Below are 18,464 nucleotides of genomic sequence, written 5' to 3'. Positions count from 1 at the left end.
CTCGGTCGCCGGGTTTTTCTTTGCCGCTGGTCAGATCTCCGGCCGAAGCTGATATTTCTTCAGTTCACTGAGAGCATGAGCCATCAGCGCAAGCAATTCATCCGTCGTTGCACCGTCGCGCGCCTGGACGGACATGCCCTGCACGATTGCGCCCAGAAAGCGCGCAAGCGATCTGGCGTCGGCATCCGGCCGCATGTCGCCCTCGGCGATACCGCGCTCGATCCGTGCCGTGAAAATAGCCAGCGCCTGTAGGCGCATCGATGCGACGTGATGGGCGATCGGCTCGTTTTCCTCTGCGCAGTTCAGCACCGCCGTCGATATCATGCAGCCTTTTGGATGCTCCGGCGCCGTGAAGATCTTGGCGGAATTCGTCAAAAAGCGCTCGAAGGCGGTTACCGTATCCACCTCGTCCGTAAACGGGTTCCCGGGCTCCGGTCGCGGCATGCGCCGATATTGCTCGAGCGTTTCCCGGTAGAGCTCGGCTTTAGAGCCGAAGGCGGCATAGAGGCTTTGCGGCGTGATCCCCATGGCCGCCGTCAGATCGGCGATGGAGGAACCATCATAGCCATGCTTCCAGAACGTGTTGCGCGCGGCGGCAAGAACCGTCTCGCGATCGAAAGCGGGTGGGCGTCCACGCTTCCGAGGCACGGAATTTTCGGCCTCTTCATTATTTTTCACAATGGTCACTCTAGAAATAATCTCCGATCTGGTTTATTCAGGAATGGTCATTGTGATTATAGAAGGTTTTGCCCCATGAGTCTTCCCCTGGAAAATTCCGCATACCGGAGCGGCAGCCTTGCTGAAGGCGTCGATGCTGCGATTGATTCCGCCCTGGCGGATGAGAGGCTGGTCGGCACCGTAGTCCTCATTGCCCGGGACGGAGAACTGATCTACGGCCGCGCTGCCGGCCTGGCGGATCGCGAGAACGAGATGGTGATGCGGCGGGATGCCATCTTCCGTCTGGCCTCCATCACCAAGCCGATCGTCGCTATTGCCGCCATGCGCCTCGTCGAACAGGGTCGCATTGGGCTGGACGATCCGATCACCAAATGGCTGCCGGACTTCCGGCCGCGGCTGCCCGACGGAGGCGAGGCCGTTATCTATATCCGGCACCTTCTTACGCACACATCCGGACTGAGTTACACATTCGCCGAGGAGCAGGACGGCCCGTATCATCGCGCCGGCGTATCCGACGGCCTGGACATACCGGGCCGGTCGCTGGCCGATAACCTCACGCGTCTCGCCAGCGCTCCCCTTCTCTTTCCGCCCGGCGAAGCCTGGCATTATTCGCTGGCAATGGATGTGCTCGGCGGCATCATCGAAAAAGAAACCGGCGGTGCTCTCGGCGATGCCGTTGCGGAATTGGTGATGAAGCCGCTCGGCCTTTCCGACACGGCCTTTTCGGTCCGTGACCGCAGCCGCCTGGCGGCCGCCTATATGAATGGTGCATCGGGGCTGCAGCGGATGCGAGATGAGACGCTCGTTCCGATACTTGACGGCATGATCCGCTTCGCGCCGGACAGAATATTCAATCCCGGCTCCTATCACTCCGGCGGCGCGGGCATGGCCGGAACGGCAAGCGACCTCCTCACTATTCTGGAAACGGTGCGCAAGGGCGGTGCGCCGCTGCTAGCGGCCGACACGGTGAAGATGATGACGACCGATCAGACTGGCGGCCATATGCAGACGCTGCAAGCCGGCTTCGGTTTCGGCTACGGCTGGTCCGTCGTCACCGACCCCGTTGCGGCGCAGGCTCCATTCTCCAAGGGCACAATCAAATGGGGTGGAGTCTACGGCCATAGCTGGTTCGTCGATCCCGAGAAACGGATCACCGTCGTGGCGCTCACCAACACCGCTCTCGAAGGCATGTGGGGCCAATTCACGATCGATCTTCGCGATGCGGTCTATGCCGCTCACTAGGTTCTAACAGAGCACGAAAAACCCGGCGATTTCGGTCGCCGGATTTTGTATTTCATCAAGCTTGAAAAGCCTCAGTCCTTCTTGACTGGCGGTACCGGACGGATTGCCAGTTCGCGCAGTTGCGTCGGCGTTGCGGCCGAGGGAGCGCCCATTAGCAGATCCTGCGCCTGCTGGTTCATCGGGAACAGTGAGATCTCGCGCAGGTTCTTGGCACCGACCAGCAGCATGACGATGCGGTCGATACCGAAGGCAGCGCCGCCGTGCGGAGGCGCGCCGTACTGGAAGGCGCGGTAGAGGCCGCCGAAGCGCTCCTCGACATCCGCCTGGCTGAGGCCGACCTTTTCGAAGGCAGCAACCATGGTTTCCGGCGACTGGTTACGGATCGAGCCCGAGGCGATTTCGAAGCCGTTGCAGACGGCGTCGTACTGGAAGGCCTTGATCGTTAGCGGATCCTGGCTCTGCAGCGCCTCAAGGCCGCCCTGCGGCATGGAGAACGGGTTGTGTGCGAAATCGACCTTCTTCTCTTCCTCGCTCCATTCGAAGAACGGGAAGTCGACAATCCAGCAAAGCTCGAAACGGTCGCGGTCGACCAGGTTCAGCTCCTCGCCGGCCCTGGTGCGGGCCTCGCCGGCAAACTTGTAGAACTTGTCCGGATCGCCGGCGACGAAGAAGCATGCATCGCCATCATCGAGACCGAGCTGGGTGCGGATCGCATCCGTGCGCTCCTCGCCGATGTTCTTGGCAAGCGGGCCGGCGCCTTCGAGCTTCTCGCCTTCCTTGCGCCAGAAGATATAGCCGAGACCCGGCTGGCCCTGGCTCTGCGCCCAGGCGTTCATCCGGTCGCAGAAAGCGCGCGAACCACCGGTCTTGGCCGGGATCGCCCAGACCTGAACCTTCGGGTTCGAGGCGATCATGTTGGCGAAAACCTTGAAACCGGAGCCGGCGAAATGGTCTGTAACCGCTTCCATGACGATCGGGTTGCGCAGGTCCGGCTTGTCCGAGCCGTATTTGCGGATCGCTTCGTCATAGGGAATGCGCGGCCATTCCTTGGTGACGGGCTTGCCTTCGGCAAACTCTTCGAACACCTGGGTCATCAGCGGGCTCATGGTGTTCCAGACGTCTTCCTGCGTGACGAAGCTCATCTCGAGGTCGAGCTGATAGAATTCGCCCGGCAGACGGTCGGCGCGCGGATCTTCGTCGCGGAAACAGGGCGCGATCTGGAAATAGCGGTCGAAGCCGGCAACCATCAGGAGCTGCTTATACTGCTGCGGTGCCTGCGGCAGGGCGTAGAAGGTGCCGGGATGGATGCGGCTCGGCACGAGGAAGTCGCGCGCGCCTTCCGGCGACGAGGCCGTCAGGATCGGCGTGGTATATTCGGTGAAGCCCACTTCGCCCATATGGCGGCGCATGGAGGAGATAACCTGCGTGCGCTTGACGATGTTCCGATGCAGCGTTTCGCGGCGCAGATCGAGGAAGCGATACTTCAGGCGAACGTCTTCCGGATATTCCGGCTCGCCGAAAACCGGCAGCGGCAATTCCTTGGCAGCGGAGAGCACTTCGATCTCCTGCGCATAAAGCTCGATTTCGCCGGTCGGCATGTTCTTGTTGATCGTGTCTTCGGTACGGGCCTTCACCAGGCCGTCGATGCGGATGACCCATTCGCCGCGCACGGTCTCGGCAAGCTTAAAGGCCGGAGAATCCGGATCGGCGACAACCTGGGTGATGCCGTAGTGATCGCGCAGATCGATGAACAACACGCCACCATGATCTCGGACGCGATGAACCCAGCCGGAGATGCGGACGGTCGAACCGACGTCGGACTTGCGCAGGGCGGCGCATGTGTGGCTGCGATAGCGATGCATAGTATATATCCTGGACTTGGCGGACGGCGGCGAATGAGGACAAAAGCCCCTCGCCTGCCGACGAGAAAATCGGGCGGAAAAGCGCATGGTGCGCCTGATTTGTCAAGGCTCGAACGCCAGCGAGTAGGTTTAAAGCTGCTTTCGTGAACTCGCAACATCGACAGCCGGAGGTAGGGATGCGGCAATTCAGCTACCCCAGCCCTATTGCTGAAGACCATAGTCAACTTTAAACAGGCAGGCACATCCCCGCGTCCCCGGAGCCTCGCATGCCTATCCTTACCCGCCGCAATCTTTTGAAAGCCTCGGCCGTTGCCGGTGCCTATGGCGTGGGGCTTGGCATCGCCAGCAGGTTTGGCGGCAGCGCGGTAGCAGCGCCGGAGCCGCAGGTGCTGAAGGCTGCGAAGATCCAAGCCAGTTTGATGGACGTCGGAGCCACCAAGGATGTCCTGACCTATGGCGACGCCGGCATGCCGCCCGTCCTGCGCATGAAAAAGGGCGAGCCCTTCGCCGCACGCCTGATCAACGGCATCGATGACCCGACGACGATCCACTGGCATGGTATCCGCCTCCCGAACAAGATGGACGGGGTGCCCTTCCTGACGCAGCCCTACGTCTACATGGGCGACCATTTCGATTATGCCTTCACGCCGCCCGACGCCGGCACCTTCTGGTATCATCCGCATTGCAACACGCTGATCCAGATGGGACACGGCATGACAGGCGTCATCGTCGTAGAAAATCCGAAGGATCCGGCATTCGATTCGGAAATAGTTCTCAATCTTCGCGACTGGCGGCTCGGCGGCGACGGCCAGTTCATCGCTCCGTTCCGCCCGCGCGATTCCGCCAAGTCCGGCACTTATGGGACGGTGCGGACGGCCAACTGGCAGCAGCAGCCGCAATATGACGCGCCCTCCGGCGGGCTGGTGCGGCTGCGGCTCGCCATCACCGACGTCACGCGCATCTATTCTTTCCGCATGGATGGAGCCGAGGCAACGGTGATCGCCGTCGACGGCAATCCGGTGCCGCAGCGCTTCCCGCTCGATCTGCTGCAGCTCGGACCCGGTCAGCGGCTGGAATTGGCCGTGCGCATGCCCGATAACGAGGGTGCAATCGTCAAGCTCGAGGATATCAAGGGCACCGATCCCAAGGTGCTCGCAACGCTGCGATCAGTCGGCAGCTCGCTGAAGCGCGACGTTCGCGATCTGGCGCCCCTCGAAGGCAATCCGGTCGCAAAAGCCGATATCGGCTCGGCGGAGCACATCCCGCTGATTCTCAGCGCCACGGCGGAAAATACCGCCGACAACAGCATTTGCGGCTCGCTTGGCTACAGCTTCTGGGCCATCAACAAGGTGCCGTGGCCGGGCGATACGCCCGATCCGACCGCACCGCTCGCCGAATTGAAGCTCGGCATGAGCTATGTCATCGACATGGAAAACGTGACGCCGCATTCGCATCCGATTCATCTGCACGGCATGAGCTTCACCGTGCTCTCCTCTTCGACGCGCCAGGTGCAGCCCTTCGTCTCCGACACCTACCTGATCCAGCCCAATGAAAAGGTGCAGCTCGGCGTCGTCGCCGACAATCCCGGTGACTGGGTGTTGCATTGCCACATTATCGAACATCAGAAAACGGGCATGACCAGCTATGTGCGCGTGGCTTAGGCACGATCCCGAAACGTGCTTCATGCTCGCTCAGGACGACCCCAAGTACTTTCCGCAATTCCACTTAAAAGCGGCGGCCGTACCGGGCTTGCCCTTTCGACGTATTGACATCTCCCATCGAAAGGGGAAGGAAGGTTAACGGACTATTTTACCGATGAATGTGTTGATATGATCGAAACTACCGCCCAATTGGAGGCGGCCTGCCAAGAGCTGGCCAAGTCAGAATTCATTACCATCGACACCGAATTCCTGCGCGAGACGACCTTCTGGCCGGAGCTTTGCCTGATCCAGATGGCGAGCCCCACGACCGAAGTGCTGGTTGATCCGCTGGCCAAGGGCCTGGACCTGAAACCCTTTTTTGAGCTGATGGCCAATCCCGCCGTCATGAAGGTGTTCCACGCCGCACGCCAGGACATCGAAATCATCTTCAATCGCGGCAACCTCATACCGCATCCGATCTTCGACACCCAGGTGGCCGCCATGGTCTGCGGCTTCGGCGATTCGGTCTCCTACGATCAGCTCGTCAGCCGCACCAAGAACGTTCACATCGACAAGTCTTCGCGCTTCACCGACTGGAGCCGCCGGCCGCTGTCGGAGAAACAGCTCGACTATGCGCTGGCCGACGTCACTCACCTGCGCGACGTCTATCTTTCGTTGAAAGAGCAGCTCGAACGTGAAGGCCGCGCCTCCTGGCTGCTCGAAGAAATGGCGATCCTCGAAGCGCGCGAGACCTACGATCTGCATCCGGACGATGCCTGGCAGCGGCTGAAGATGCGGCTGCGCAAGCCGCAGGAACTGGCCGTTTTGAAATATGTCGCCGCCTGGCGCGAACGCGAGGCGCGCGCCCGCAATGTGCCGCGCGCCCGTGTGCTGAAGGACGATGCAATTTACGAAATCGCCCAGCAGCAGCCGAAGGACATGGAAGCGCTCGGCCGCCTGCGCACGATCCCGAAAGGTTGGGAGCGATCCGCCTCCGGCACGGCCGTATTGGAGGCAATCAATCAGGCCCTGGCCTTGCCCAAGGCCGAAATGCCGCATGTACCGCGCCACCAGCAAGCGCCGGAAGGCACAGCCGCAGCGGCTGAACTGCTGAAGGTTCTCCTGAAGCTCATCGCTGAAAAACACGGCGTCGCCCCGAAAGTCATCGCCAACAGCGAGGATCTGGACAAGATTGCCGCCGAAGGCGAGAAAGCCGAAGTGGCCGCCCTCACCGGCTGGCGACGCGATCTTTTCGGCGAGACGGCGCTGCAGCTCATCCAGGGCCAGGTGGCCTTACGCTTCGTCGGCAAGCGGGTCGAGACGGTCAGTTTGTAGTCACGTGACCTTTGCCGATCGGTCGGCGATGCCGAACATTTGGCGGTTGCGCGCCATTTAAAAATAGAGATGCTGGTTGCGGACGCGATTGTGCCGCACATCCGCCAGGATGGGCGCTTAGCGCAATCACATAATTGATGGCGCACAGGCCTTTTCCCGAACCAATCCCGGTTTGGAGGCGCGCCGGCTCTTGGCGGATCGGCAGCATGGGAAGATTCCCCTCAGCGCTCAACTGGATTTTGACCGCGGCCGTCGTCGCCGCAAGCGGCGTCCTCTATGGCAAGCTGTTTTTCCATGCGTCACCGCTGTATATCGGCGCAATCTACGCATTGTTCTGCGGCATGCCGGCGCTGGCCTTCGAACGCCGCATGATTCTGCCGCGCTTGAACCATTGGATGCATAGCCTGCCTACGCCGGCCTTCATCCTATCAGCCTTGATTGTCGATTTCGCCTTGATCGCCATCGGTTTTGCAATGGCCGGCGGCCTGATGAAATCGCTGAACCTGATCAACGACACCTGGGCCAACGTCATGCTGCTGCAGGTCGATGTCTATATCTATGCCGTCCTGGTGACCGCGATGATCATTTTCGTCGGGCGCGTGCGGGAGCTGCTTGGCCGCGACGTCTTCCTCAGCCTGTTGACCGGCCGTTATCGCAATCCGATGCAGGAAGAGCGCGTGTTTCTCTTCATCGATCTCGTCGGTTCGACGGCCTTCGCCGAGGAGCATGGCGACCTCAGGACACAGCAATTTCTAGGCTCGGTATTCAGCGCGTTCGCCGAGCCGGTGAGGCGATATAAGGGTGCGATCGACGACTATATCGGCGATGCCGCCATCATCACCTGGCCTCTTCGGCGTGGCGTGAAGAATGCCCGTTGCATTCGCTGTGTCTTCGACATCCTTGCCGATATCGAGGCGAATGCGGAGACATGGCTGAAATCCTACGGCAGGGTGCCGCGGCTGAGGGCCGCCTTGCACGGCGGCAGCATCGTCACTGCCGAAATCGGCATCGACCATCACAAGATCGCCTATTTCGGCGACACGGTGAATACCACCGCGAGGCTGGAATCGCTCTGCAAGACGCTGGAGCGACAGGTGCTGATCTCAGCCGATCTTGCAAGACGGATCGAGCTTCCCGACGATATCGCCAGGGAAGACCTTGGCGACCATGCCGTTCGCGGTCGCGACCAGACACTCGGGGTGATTGCCCTGCATAGGGCGAGGAGGCCAGAGCGGAAGGCGATAGGTGGGAGGTCGTAGGCAGGGAGTTATTATCTTCCTTGCCTATTGCCTATTGCCTATTGCCTAGTCCCCAAGACCCTACACCCTATCGGTTGTCCACAGTCACCAAAGCTTCACCTAAGCGTTAATTCGCCGACATAGCTCGCCTGTTAAGCGGGAGTTGTTTGCCAATCCCCGCCAACAAGGTGACATGATGACCCGAATTCTTTTCGCTTCCACGGCACTTTTTGTTCTGATTGCCGCCTCGGCCCAGGCCGATGAAACGCAGTTTCCCGCAAAGCTGACCTCGCAGGCCATCCTGCCCGCCAACACGATTGTCGCGGCACCGGTCGACGCGCCGGAATTTCTGAAGACCTCCGGCAAGTTCACGACGCCGGATCGCAAGCGCACGGAGGCCCTCGGCACGGTTCCGGGCAAAGACGGCGCCCGCGTGACCGATCTGAAGCTGCCCTTCAATGGCCAGGCGATCCAGGGCTTTTCCGGGATCAAGACCATGCCGGACGGCACCTTCTGGACGCTGACCGACAACGGCTTCGGCTCCAAGCAGAATTCGAGCGACTCCATGCTGTTCCTGCACCAAATCAAATTCGACTGGGACAATGGCAAGGTTGATGTCGTCAAGAACCTGTTCCTGTCCGACCCGAACAAGAAGGCTCCCTTCCCAATCGTCCTCGAAGGCGCCGACAAGCGCTATCTGACCGGCGCCGATTTCGATATCGAATCAATCCAGCCGGTTGCCGACGGCTTCTGGATCGGCGACGAATTCGGTCCCTATCTGCTGAAGTTCGATATGAACGGCGCGCTGACCGACGTTTTCCCGACGACACTCAACGGCAAGCCCGTCATGTCTCCGGACAATCCGCTGCTGCAACTGCCGGCCAACCCGACGCAGAAGATGCCGGCCTTCAACCTGAGACGCTCGGGTGGCTTCGAAGGCCTCGCCATGTCGAAGGACGGCAGCAAGCTCTATGGCCTGCTGGAAGGCGCGATCTATCAAGACGACGGCAAGATGGAAAGCGTCGACGGCCACACCGCGATCCGCGTCATCGAATTCGACGTCGCCTCGAAGAGCTGGACCGGTCGTAGCTGGCTCTACCCCTTCGCAGACAAGGGCACCTCGATCGGCGATTTCAACATGCTGGACGACAGCACCGCTCTGGTGATCGAGCGCGACAACGGCGCCGGCACGAAGGACAAGGCTTGCGCCGATCCGAAGCAACCGAAGCCGGATTGCTTCGAAGCGCCGGCCGAATTGAAGCGCGTCTATAAGATCGAATTCAACGACGCCAATGTCGGCAAGGCCGTCCGCAAGATCGGTTACATCGATCTGCTGCATATCGAAGATCCCGACCACAAGCGTCGCCAGGGCGGCGGCGAAGGCTTCTACGACATGCCCTTCGTCACCATCGAAAACGTCGACCGCGTCGATGCCACCCACATCATCATCGGCAACGACAATAACCTGCCCTTCTCGGCCGGCCGAGCTGTCGACAAGGCAGACGACAACGAGTTCAGCATTCTCGAAGTCGGCGATTTCCTCAACGCTAAGTGAGCGATACCCTACCTTCTCCCCATCGGGGAGAAGGTTTTTTACTCAAACCGGAATGCAAGCCGTCTATTCGTCAGCTTGCCCAGTTGTTGCAGCCGGCCTTCCAGCCGCTCGCCGGCGAAATCGTGGTATTCGGCTGGAACGACGAATTCGAGATCCAGCTCCGGGCTCGGCGAACGTCGAAATGTCAGATTGCGGACGACGCCTGGCATGGAAGCCGAAAAGAGATAGACGACGCGCAATAGGCCGCCGAGCAGTTTGGCGCGTTCGACGAATTGCGGCGTGGCGATCGCTGCCAGCGGTTCGGTGGCGCCGTCATCGTGAAGGCCCTCGAAACGGTAGTAATTGGCGAGAGCGATAAAGGCGCGGCCGGCGTGGGTGATGCCGACGAAGGACGTGTGGGCGATGATGTTCAGCGCCTGCAGGCCGCGATAGTCGGGATGGGCACGCCAACTGATGTCGGCAAGCAAGCAAGCGGCCTGGCGATAGCGGCTCTCCTCCTCCGTCTCGGTAACGCCGAAGAAGGGCATCATGCGACCGGTCCACTCGGCAAGTTCCCGCGCATGCTCCGGCGAACGGGCGCGCAGGATCGCAAGTTCGCCGGCGGCGACCAGCAACGGGTCGCTATGGCGTTCCGCCTCGGTCAGCAGCGAATAGAGGTAGCCTTCACGCACGCCCTGGGCCGAGAAGGATATGACGGAGGGCTTCATTTCCGCCAGCACCTCGCGCATCGCCACCGCGCCGAAGGGCAGCAGCGAACGGCGATGCTTGGAGATGGCCATCAGCGCCGGCTCTTTCGATTCCTTCGCCTCGCTGATCTGATCGAGGAAACGCATCATCTCGTCCAGCGGCACTTCATAGCCCTGCATCATATGCAGCGCATATTTACGCATTTCCATGTGCAGCTTGGCGATGTTTCGCCAGGTGCCGCCGACCGCATAAAAGGTGCGTCCCTCGCCCTTGCTCAGCAGTTTCGCTGTTTTCACATGCTTGCGGGCAAAGCTGCGCGCCCTGGCGAGCGAACCGTTGGCATATTCGGAAAGCCTGAGGCCGCCGAGCGGCAGGGTGATGCCCTTGCCGATCTCCTTGCCCTTGATGTCGATGAGCTCGAGCGAACCGCCACCGAGGTCGCCGGCGATGCCATCCGGGTGGAAAAAGCCGCTGATGATGCCAAGCGCGGAAAAACGCGCCTCTTCCTCGCCTGAAAGCACACGCACCTTGCGCTGCAGGATCGATTCTGCCTGATGGATGAATTCCGGACCGTTGCTTGCCTCGCGGGCAGCCGCCGTCGCCAGAACGTAGATGGTCGATGCGCGCGCCTGGTCGGACAGCGCCTTGAACCGGTGCAGGGATGCGAGCGCGCGCGCGACGCTCTCCTCATCCATCTTTCCGGTCAGCGCTATGCCCCTGCCAAGGCCGCAAAGCACTTTCTCGTTGAAAAGGATGGTCGGCGACCGCGAATGGCCTTCATAGACGACGAGACGAACCGAGTTCGACCCGATATCGACAACGGAGACCGGGGCAATACCGGGAAGGCGCCCCTGGGCTTCTGATTCAACCATGCAGGTCCAGTTATTTCTTGCGGCCCGACAACAGCCCGGCGATCAGTTTCGGCGCACTGGATTTCAGAGCTTCACCACGGCCGGAAAGGCTGGGATTAGTCATGAAATACTGCTGCGCGTTGAATGGCTCTTCCCCCTTGCGCACCTCCATGCGCCGCGAAGTACCGTCCGGCAATATCTCGTAGCTCTGCTGATTGTCAATGATGTTGCCCAGCATGATCTGCGAAAGAACCTGCTCGTGCACGGTCTTGTTGGTCAGCGGAACAAGGGTTTCGACGCGGCGGTCGAGGTTTCTCGGCATCATGTCGGCGGAGCCGATATAGACCAGCGCCTTCTCCGACGGCAGGCCCTGGCCATTGCCGAAGCAGAAGATGCGGCTGTGTTCGAGGAAGCGGCCGACGATGGACTTGACGCGGATATTTTCGGAGAGACCCGGCACCTGCGGACGCAGGCAGCAGATGCCGCGCACGACGAGATCGATCTCCACGCCGGCATTGCTTGCGCGGTAGAGCGCATCGATGATGTCGGGGTCGACCAGCGAATTCATCTTCATCCAGATCGCCGCCGGCTGGCCGTTTTTGGCGTGCTCGATCTCCTCCTCGATATGCTGGAGGATGCGCGAGCGCAGCGTATAGGGCGAAACTGCGATCTTCATGCCGTCTTCCGGCTCACCGTAACCGGTGATGAAGTTGAAAATGTTCGCCATGTCATGGGCGATCTTCGGATCGCAGGTGAAGTAGGAAAGGTCGGTATAGATCTTGGCGGTGATCGGGTGGTAGTTGCCTGTGCCGAGGTGGCAATAAGTGCGCAGCTTGCCGTCCTCACGGCGCACGACCATCGACATCTTCGCATGCGTCTTGAGCTCGATAAAGCCGAAGACGACCTGCACGCCGGCGCGTTCGAGGTCGCGCGCCCAGCGGATATTGGCCTCTTCGTCAAAGCGGGCCTTGAGCTCGACCAGCGCCGTGACCGATTTGCCGGTATCGGCGGCATCGATCAGCGCGCGGACGATCGGGCTGTCGTTGGAGGTACGATAGAGCGTCTGCTTTATCGCCAGAACGTCAGGATCGCGCGCAGCCTGGAGAAGAAACTGGACGACCACGTCGAAGGATTCGTAGGGGTGGTGGACCACCATGTCCTTTTCGCGGATCGCGGCGAAGCAATCGCCGGCATGTTCGCGGACGCGCTCAGGAAATCGGGCATTGTAGGGCTCGAAGCGCAGATCGTCGCGCGGCGCCTTGGCGATTTCGGACAACGTGTTGAGGGCCAAAAGGCCCGGCAGAACGGCGATGCGGTTTTCCGGCACGTTCAGCGATTCCACAACGAACTGGCGCAGCTCGAGCGGCATTTCCGAATCGGTCTCGATGCGGATCACCGAACCGCGGCGGCGGCGCTTCAGCGCCGTTTCGAAGAAGCGCACCAGATCTTCGGCTTCTTCTTCGACTTCAATATCGCTGTCTCGGATGATGCGGAACGTACCCGAACCCTGCACTTCATAGCCCGGATAGAGCCGGTGAATGAAGATGTTCACCACGTCTTCCAGCGTGATGTAGCGGATGACGTTGCTGGCGTCCGGCAGGCGAACGAAGCGGTCGAGCGCCGGCGGCAGGCGCAACAACGCCGTCATCGGCTCGCGGCCGTTCATGCTGTTCAGTTGCAGCGCGATCGAGAAGCCGAGGTTCGGAATGAACGGGAACGGATGCGCCGGATCGATAGAAAGCGGCGTCAGGACCGGGAAGATCGCCTGATCGAATTCATTGGCAAGCCATTGCCGGTCGACCTCGGAAAGGGCCGGCGGGCGCACGATCAGGATGTCTTCCTTGGCGAGATACTGCTGCAGCACGGCAAGCGAGGCCTGCTGTTCCATCTGCAGATTGTCGATCTCGCGCAGGATGTCGTCGAGCTGTTCGGCGGGTGTCTTGCCGTCCGGGGTGCGCATGAGGATCTTCTGGCGGACCTGGCCTTCGAGGCCGGCGACGCGCACCATGAAGAATTCATCGAGGTTGGCGGCGGAAATGGAGAGGAAACGGATGCGCTCCAGCAGCGGATGCGCCGTGTTCAGCGTTTCCTCGAGAACGCGGCGGTTGAACTGTAGCCAGGAAAATTCGCGGTTGATGAAGCGCTCTGGGCTCGTCAGAAGCTCATTGATCGGCGGCGCGGCCTCCGGCGCTTGCTGGTTGGCTTCCTGATGTTCCGTTAGTGCCGAGTCCATGTTCCACCTGCCTCATCTTATAACCTTGCGCCACGTATAGCAGTTTGACGACGGAACTGTGACAGTTCATCGAGCACTCAATCAGCCGGAGCGGAATTACCCAATTCATTCAATACCTCAGCAGCCAGAATGCGTGTGATCCTGGTGCCGCGGCCGAGCGCAAGGCGGTCCAGCCGATCGACGATCAACTGGGCAGCGTTTAGGGACCGTTCCATGCGGTTGACGATATAGAGAACAAGTTTGTCATCGATATAAAGCTGACGGTCCGCAAAGAGCTTTACGATAACTTGCGACAACAATTCCTCGTCCGGCTCGCCGATCTCCACCACCGTCGCCGCCTTCAGCCGAGAGCGCAGATCGGGCAGCGTCACCGGCCAGGACATCGGCCAGAGCCTGCTGGTCATCAGCAGCCCTGTGCCATTTTCCCTGACGCTGTTGATGACATGGAAAAGCTCGGTGTCGTCAAAGCCCAGGCGATCGACATCCTCGAAGATGACCGGGCCGTTCGCCGCCGCCACGGCTGCGCCGGAGCCGGCTTTCGGATGAATAGCGATCGCGCCGCTTCTCTCGCGCCAGATATTGGCAAGGTGCGATTTTCCCGAACCGACCGGCCCAGCGAGAATGACCACGGGCGACGGCCAAGATGGCCATGAATCGACGATCTTCACCGCCGCGCTCAAGGGATGGGCGACCAGCAGGTCGTCGCGGCCGCTCGCGGCGTCGTGCGCAAAAGCCAGGGGTAGCTGTTCGGCGGGCTTGCGCCTCAAATCAGCGTTCTTCGCGTCGGTCATGCTATTTGTTCTCAGGATTGCCGGCCTTGGCTTTGCGCGCCTTGCCGGCTTCCGAGCGTCCATAATAGAGGTCGCTTTGAAGGTAGCGCGAAAGGGCAAAACGGACAAGGACGCCACAGGCGGCTGCGGCCGGAACGGCAACCAGCAGACCGACGAAACCGAAGAGCGCGCCGAAGGCAAAAAGGGCGAACATCAGCCAGACCGGATGCAGGCCGACGCTTTCGCCGACCAGCTTCGGCTGCAGCACATTGCCCTCCAGGAACTGGCCGGTGAAAAAGACGGCGAGCGTGAGGCCGACCCATAGATAATCGGGCCAAAACTGCACCAGGGCGACGCTCAGTGCCATAAACAGGCCGACGAGCGAACCGACATAGGGGATGAAGCTGATCATGCCGGCGAAGAGGCCGATCAACAGGCCGAAGTTCAGCCCCACAAGCGACAGGCCGACGCCGTAATAGACACCGAGGATAATGCAGAGCGAGCCCTGCCCGCGGATGAAGCCGGCGATCGCCTGATCCACTTCCCGGGCGATCTCGCGCACGGTCGAGACGTGATCGCGTGGCACCCAGGCATCGACCTTGGCGATCATGCGATCCCAGTCGAGCAATATATAGAAGGCGACGACCGGCGTGACGACCATCAGCGAGATGATGTTAACCAGCGCCTTGCCGGAGCTCCATATTTGCGCGAACAGGCCGCCGACAAAGCTCAGCCCATCCGACAATATGCTGGAGAAATTATCCTTGATAGCACCGAGCTGATCGCGAATCCAAATCGGCAGCATCGTCGTCTGCGTATGGGCGATGAACTTCTGGAATTGCTGCACATAGCCCGGTATATGTTGAATGAAATCATTGAACTGATTGATGATGATCGGGATGAAGATCGTCAGTGCCAGCGCAAAGACCAGCACGAAGGCAACGAGGATCACCACCGTCGCCATGAAGCGGCTGAGGCCGATCCTTTCCAGCCGGTCTGCGACCGGATCGAGGAAATAGGCGACCGACATGCCGGCGATGAAGGGCAAGAGGATCGAGCTGAAGAGATAGAGAAAGACAATGAAGAGGACGAGCACGATCACCCAGAAGGTGACCTGGCGCTTGAGGCTCGCCCCGCTGACTTGTTGCTCCATCGACTTCCCCATTCTTCGCCGCCCGTTGCCGCCCGCTTAGGACATAGGATGACGCCGCAATTATGGTCAAGCCTGCGGCCGGAAATCGGCCTTGGAGCGCTGTGAAGCGGGGAAAATCGAGGGTTTGCCTGCGCTAGCGCCTTGCATAAAGGTTCCTGTCATGCAATGGCGACCCGATTAAAATTGTTCCAATTGGAACGATGGCCACCGGAGGCGAAAGCATGAGCCAGTCTGGAAAAAACGGTCTGACCTATAGCGACGCGGGCGTCGATATCGATGCCGGCAATCTGCTGGTCGAAAAGATCAAGCCGGCGGTTCGTTCGACCCGCCGCCCCGGCGCCGATGGCGAAATCGGCGGTTTCGGTGGCCTCTTCGACCTGAAGGCTGCGGGCTTCACCGATCCGGTGCTGGTGGCCGCCAATGACGGCGTCGGCACCAAGCTGAAGATCGCGATCGACGCGAACTATCACGACACCGTCGGCATCGACCTCGTCGCCATGTGCGTCAACGATCTTGTGGTCCAAGGCGCCGAGCCGCTGTTCTTCCTCGATTATTTCGCGACCGGCAAGCTCGATCCCTATCAGGGTGCCGCGATCGTCGGCGGTATTGCAGCCGGCTGCCGCGAGGCGGGTTGCGCGCTGATCGGCGGCGAGACGGCGGAAATGCCGGGCATGTATTCCGATGGCGATTACGATCTCGCCGGCTTTGCCGTGGGTGCGGCCGAACGCGGGCAGCTTCTCCCCTCCGGCGATATCGCCGAGGGTGACGTCATTCTCGGTCTTGCCTCCTCCGGCGTTCATTCCAACGGGTTTTCGCTGGTACGCAAGATCGTCGGCATCTCCGGTCTTGGCTGGGACGCGCCGGCTCCCTTTGCCGAGGGCAAGGCGCTCGGCGAAGCCCTGCTGACGCCGACACGCATCTATGTGAAGCCGCTTTTGAAGGTGATCCGCGAGACGCATGCCATCAAGGCGCTCGCCCATATCACCGGCGGCGGTTTCCCGGAGAATATTCCGCGGGTGCTGCCGAAGCATCTTGCTGCCGAGATCGATCTGGCCGCCGTCCAAGTGCCGCCGGTCTTCTCCTGGCTCGCCAAGACAGGCGGCGTCGAGGCCAAGGAAATGCTGCGCACCTTCAATTGCGGCATCGGCATGATCGCTGTCGTGGCGGCCGAGAATGTAGCGGCCGTCAAGGCAGCGCTTGAAGCCGAGGGCGAAAGCATCGTCACGCTCGGCCGTATGATCGCCCGCGACGAAGGCGCTGCCGGCACCGTCTACAAGGGCACGCTGGCAATATGAGTTCGAGCCGCAAACGCGTCGTCGTCTTCATCTCGGGCAGCGGCTCCAATATGATGGCGCTGGTCAAGGCTGCGGCGGCTTCGGATTATCCAGCCGAAATTGTCGGTGTGATCTCCGATAAGGCAGATGCCGGCGGTTTGGCGAAAGCCGCAGCCGAGGGCATTGCTACCTTCGCCTTCGTCCGTAAGGATTTTGCCAGCAAGGAGGCCCATGAGGAGGCAATCCTTGCGCAGCTCGAGGCGCTGTCACCCGATATCATCTGCCTCGCCGGCTATATGCGTCTTCTCTCCGGGCGCTTCATTCAGCGCCACGAAGGCCGGATCATCAATATCCACCCTTCGCTGCTGCCGCTTTTCCCCGGGTTGCACACGCATCAACGCGCCATCGACGCCGGCCAGCGGATCGCCGGCTGCACCGTGCATTTCGTCACCGAGGGCATGGACGAAGGCCCGGCGATCGGCCAGGCAGCCGTGCCGGTGCTGACCGACGACACGGCCGAAACGCTTGCCGCCCGCGTGCTCACGATCGAGCACCAGCTTTATCCGCAGTCGCTTCGGTTGTTGGCTGAGGGCAAGGTGCGCATGGAAGACGGCAAGGCAATTGCTGCCACCAAGACGCCCGTTGCCCGTGCCCCGCAGATTATTTCACTGCTCGGTGACATCGATCAGATCTAGCCGCTTTCCCCTTACGCAGCCATTGCCATCAGGGGATGAAGCGTACCGTCGCTGTAGACGACGCGGCCGTTGCGGAAGGTGGCGCGGATGCGGTGAACAGCACCGTGCTCGACGGCAACCAGATCGGCCTTCTGGCCGACGGCGATCTCGCCGCGATCAGTGAGCCCCGCAGCGCGCGCGGCACCAGCCGTCGCCATGGCCACGGCTGCCGGTAGACCACCACTGGCAACCTCAGCGATCTTGAAAATGGCCGGCACGAAAGCGGCCGGGTGATAATCGGCAGCGATGATGCCGAGAAGGCCAGCGCCGGCCGCATCAAGCGCACTCAGATTCCCGGACATGGATTGGCCGCGCAACGCGTTCGGCGCCCCCATCAGCGTCCAGAGGCCGCGACGACGCGCCTCTTCGGCGGCCGGCAGCGTCACCGGGAATTCGCTGATCGTGACACCGAGATCGAACATTTCGGCCACCTTTTCGGCGCTGTCATCGTCATGCGAGGCGAGCGACAGCTTGTGCTTCAAGGTTAGGCCGATGATATCGCGCAGTTTCAGCTCGATATCCGGATCCTGCCGCAGGGCGATGCGCCGGGCCAGCACTTCCTCGGCCGCTTCACGGGTGATGCCGCGGCGCTCCGACATGCTGAGAAGATAGGCTTCAATATTGTTATATTGCCCCTGCCCTGGCGTATGGTCCGTCAGCGAGACCATATCGACGACACCATCTTCCAGGAGCCGCTCCAACGTGGGCGCCGCGCCGACATTGGTGATCTCGTAGCGAGCATGAACGCGGTGGTCGATCAGCAGGTGATCACGCAGGCTGTTGATGCCCTTGATCACCGCCGAGGTGGTCTCCAGCGAGCGGACATGGCCATAGACACTTTCTGTGGCGAAGGAGACGGCGGCATAGGCGGTGGTGACCCCGGCGGCGGCGAGTTTCTTGTCGAGTTCATGGATACCGAAATCGATCGGCATCGTCGCATTCGGCCGCGGAGCGATTTCGCGCTCGATCATATCGCCATGCAGATCCACAAAGCCCGGCATCAGCAGCCGTCCGCCGCCATCGAATGTCGCAGCTTCCACCGGTTCGGACCGGATCTCGGCGATCACGCCATCTTCGATGCGGATAGCCCCCTGATCGACGACTTCATCGGGAAGAACGAGCGTGAAATTGCTGAGCCACATCGGCTTTCTCCTGAAATAGCGTCAATCGTTTTGAAGGTATGGCTGTGGACCGGACCTTTCCGGCGAGCGC

Annotated in this window: 14 protein-coding genes; 7 read left to right on the top strand and 7 right to left on the bottom strand. The window is 60.8% G+C overall.

The annotated features are described in order from the left end of the window. Window positions 1–30 precede the first annotated feature (30 nt). Window positions 31–687, bottom strand: coding sequence for a TetR/AcrR family transcriptional regulator (locus tag PH547_RS09770; protein WP_199773534.1), 657 nt, complete (start codon window positions 685–687; stop codon window positions 31–33). Between the two features lie 66 nt (window positions 688–753). Here PH547_RS09770 and PH547_RS09765 point away from each other — a divergent pair, with 66 nt between their 5' ends. Beyond that, the gene (locus tag PH547_RS09765) at window positions 754–1,920 is read left to right on the top strand and encodes a serine hydrolase domain-containing protein (RefSeq protein ID WP_285168155.1); all 1,167 of its coding nucleotides are present in this window, start codon (window positions 754–756) and stop codon (window positions 1,918–1,920) included. Window positions 1,921–1,991: 71 nt separating this feature from the next. On the opposite strand, the gene aspS is transcribed toward PH547_RS09765, so the two are convergent. Beyond that, window positions 1,992–3,782, bottom strand: a complete 1,791-nt coding sequence (aspS, locus tag PH547_RS09760; RefSeq protein WP_285168154.1) for an aspartate--tRNA ligase — start codon at window positions 3,780–3,782, stop codon at window positions 1,992–1,994. Window positions 3,783–4,048: 266 nt separating this feature from the next. On the opposite strand from aspS, the gene PH547_RS09755 reads away from it, so the two are divergent. From PH547_RS09755 to PH547_RS09740, 4 genes are all read left to right on the top strand, one after another. Next, entirely contained in the window at window positions 4,049–5,443 is a 1,395-nt protein-coding gene (locus PH547_RS09755) for a multicopper oxidase family protein (protein ID WP_104822604.1), read from the top strand. 168 nt (window positions 5,444–5,611) lie between these two features. After that, on the top strand, window positions 5,612–6,757 hold the full coding sequence (gene rnd / locus PH547_RS09750; RefSeq protein WP_104822603.1) for a ribonuclease D: 1,146 nt from the start codon (window positions 5,612–5,614) through the stop codon (window positions 6,755–6,757). Window positions 6,758–6,963: 206 nt separating this feature from the next. Further along, window positions 6,964–8,016: an adenylate/guanylate cyclase domain-containing protein gene (locus tag PH547_RS09745; protein WP_104822602.1), complete on the top strand. Its 1,053-nt coding sequence runs from the start codon at window positions 6,964–6,966 to the stop codon at window positions 8,014–8,016. 175 nt (window positions 8,017–8,191) lie between these two features. Next, a complete protein-coding gene (locus PH547_RS09740) occupies window positions 8,192–9,550 on the top strand; it encodes an esterase-like activity of phytase family protein (protein ID WP_260303715.1) in 1,359 nt (452 codons plus the stop codon). Between the two features lie 38 nt (window positions 9,551–9,588). Here PH547_RS09740 and ppx read toward each other — a convergent pair whose 3' ends face one another. The 4 genes from ppx to PH547_RS09720 form a co-directional block, all read right to left on the bottom strand. Next, window positions 9,589–11,109 (bottom strand): exopolyphosphatase, encoded by a 1,521-nt coding sequence (gene ppx, locus PH547_RS09735; protein ID WP_104822601.1) that lies wholly within the window; start codon window positions 11,107–11,109, stop codon window positions 9,589–9,591. Window positions 11,110–11,119: 10 nt separating this feature from the next. Continuing rightward, window positions 11,120–13,321, bottom strand: a complete 2,202-nt coding sequence (locus PH547_RS09730; protein WP_104822600.1) for an RNA degradosome polyphosphate kinase — start codon at window positions 13,319–13,321, stop codon at window positions 11,120–11,122. A 77-nt stretch (window positions 13,322–13,398) separates the two neighbouring features. Then, on the bottom strand, window positions 13,399–14,112 hold the full coding sequence (hdaA, locus tag PH547_RS09725) for a DnaA regulatory inactivator HdaA (RefSeq protein WP_104822599.1): 714 nt from the start codon (window positions 14,110–14,112) through the stop codon (window positions 13,399–13,401). 1 nt (window position 14,113) lies between these two features. Continuing rightward, window positions 14,114–15,244, bottom strand: coding sequence for an AI-2E family transporter (locus tag PH547_RS09720; protein WP_104822598.1), 1,131 nt, complete (start codon window positions 15,242–15,244; stop codon window positions 14,114–14,116). A 221-nt stretch (window positions 15,245–15,465) separates the two neighbouring features. On the opposite strand from PH547_RS09720, the gene purM reads away from it, so the two are divergent. Together purM and purN are read left to right on the top strand one after the other, a co-directional pair. Beyond that, complete coding sequence (purM, locus tag PH547_RS09715; protein ID WP_285168153.1) at window positions 15,466–16,539, top strand: phosphoribosylformylglycinamidine cyclo-ligase; 1,074 nt, start codon at window positions 15,466–15,468, stop codon at window positions 16,537–16,539. Continuing rightward, entirely contained in the window at window positions 16,536–17,213 is a 678-nt protein-coding gene (gene purN, locus PH547_RS09710) for a phosphoribosylglycinamide formyltransferase (RefSeq protein WP_104822597.1), read from the top strand. Before purM ends, purN begins: the two co-directional genes overlap by 4 nt. Before the next feature lie 11 nt (window positions 17,214–17,224). On the opposite strand, the gene PH547_RS09705 is transcribed toward purN, so the two are convergent. Further along, on the bottom strand, window positions 17,225–18,394 hold the full coding sequence (locus tag PH547_RS09705) for an alpha-D-ribose 1-methylphosphonate 5-triphosphate diphosphatase (RefSeq protein WP_104822596.1): 1,170 nt from the start codon (window positions 18,392–18,394) through the stop codon (window positions 17,225–17,227). Window positions 18,395–18,464: the final 70 nt, after the last annotated feature.

The sequence above is a fragment of the Rhizobium cerradonense genome (genome assembly GCF_030182455.1).
Taxonomy (GTDB): Bacteria; Pseudomonadota; Alphaproteobacteria; order Rhizobiales; family Rhizobiaceae; genus Rhizobium.
The sequence above is the reverse complement of the archived record's forward strand: the minus strand, read 5'-3'. Positions and strand labels throughout refer to the sequence as shown.

Coding starts and splice junctions, on each gene's coding strand:
- PH547_RS09765 (WP_285168155.1), top strand. CDS start 754: ATGAGTCTTCCCCTGGAAAATTCCGCATACCGGAGCGGCAGCCTTGCT.
- aspS (WP_285168154.1), bottom strand. CDS start 3,782: ATGCATCGCTATCGCAGCCACACATGCGCCGCCCTGCGCAAGTCCGAC.
- PH547_RS09755 (WP_104822604.1), top strand. CDS start 4,049: ATGCCTATCCTTACCCGCCGCAATCTTTTGAAAGCCTCGGCCGTTGCC.
- rnd (WP_104822603.1), top strand. CDS start 5,612: ATGATCGAAACTACCGCCCAATTGGAGGCGGCCTGCCAAGAGCTGGCC.
- PH547_RS09745 (WP_104822602.1), top strand. CDS start 6,964: ATGGGAAGATTCCCCTCAGCGCTCAACTGGATTTTGACCGCGGCCGTC.
- PH547_RS09740 (WP_260303715.1), top strand. CDS start 8,192: ATGACCCGAATTCTTTTCGCTTCCACGGCACTTTTTGTTCTGATTGCC.
- ppx (WP_104822601.1), bottom strand. CDS start 11,109: ATGGTTGAATCAGAAGCCCAGGGGCGCCTTCCCGGTATTGCCCCGGTC.
- PH547_RS09730 (WP_104822600.1), bottom strand. CDS start 13,321: ATGGACTCGGCACTAACGGAACATCAGGAAGCCAACCAGCAAGCGCCG.
- hdaA (WP_104822599.1), bottom strand. CDS start 14,112: ATGACCGACGCGAAGAACGCTGATTTGAGGCGCAAGCCCGCCGAACAG.
- PH547_RS09720 (WP_104822598.1), bottom strand. CDS start 15,244: ATGGAGCAACAAGTCAGCGGGGCGAGCCTCAAGCGCCAGGTCACCTTC.
- purM (WP_285168153.1), top strand. CDS start 15,466: ATGAGCCAGTCTGGAAAAAACGGTCTGACCTATAGCGACGCGGGCGTC.
- purN (WP_104822597.1), top strand. CDS start 16,536: ATGAGTTCGAGCCGCAAACGCGTCGTCGTCTTCATCTCGGGCAGCGGC.
- PH547_RS09705 (WP_104822596.1), bottom strand. CDS start 18,394: ATGTGGCTCAGCAATTTCACGCTCGTTCTTCCCGATGAAGTCGTCGAT.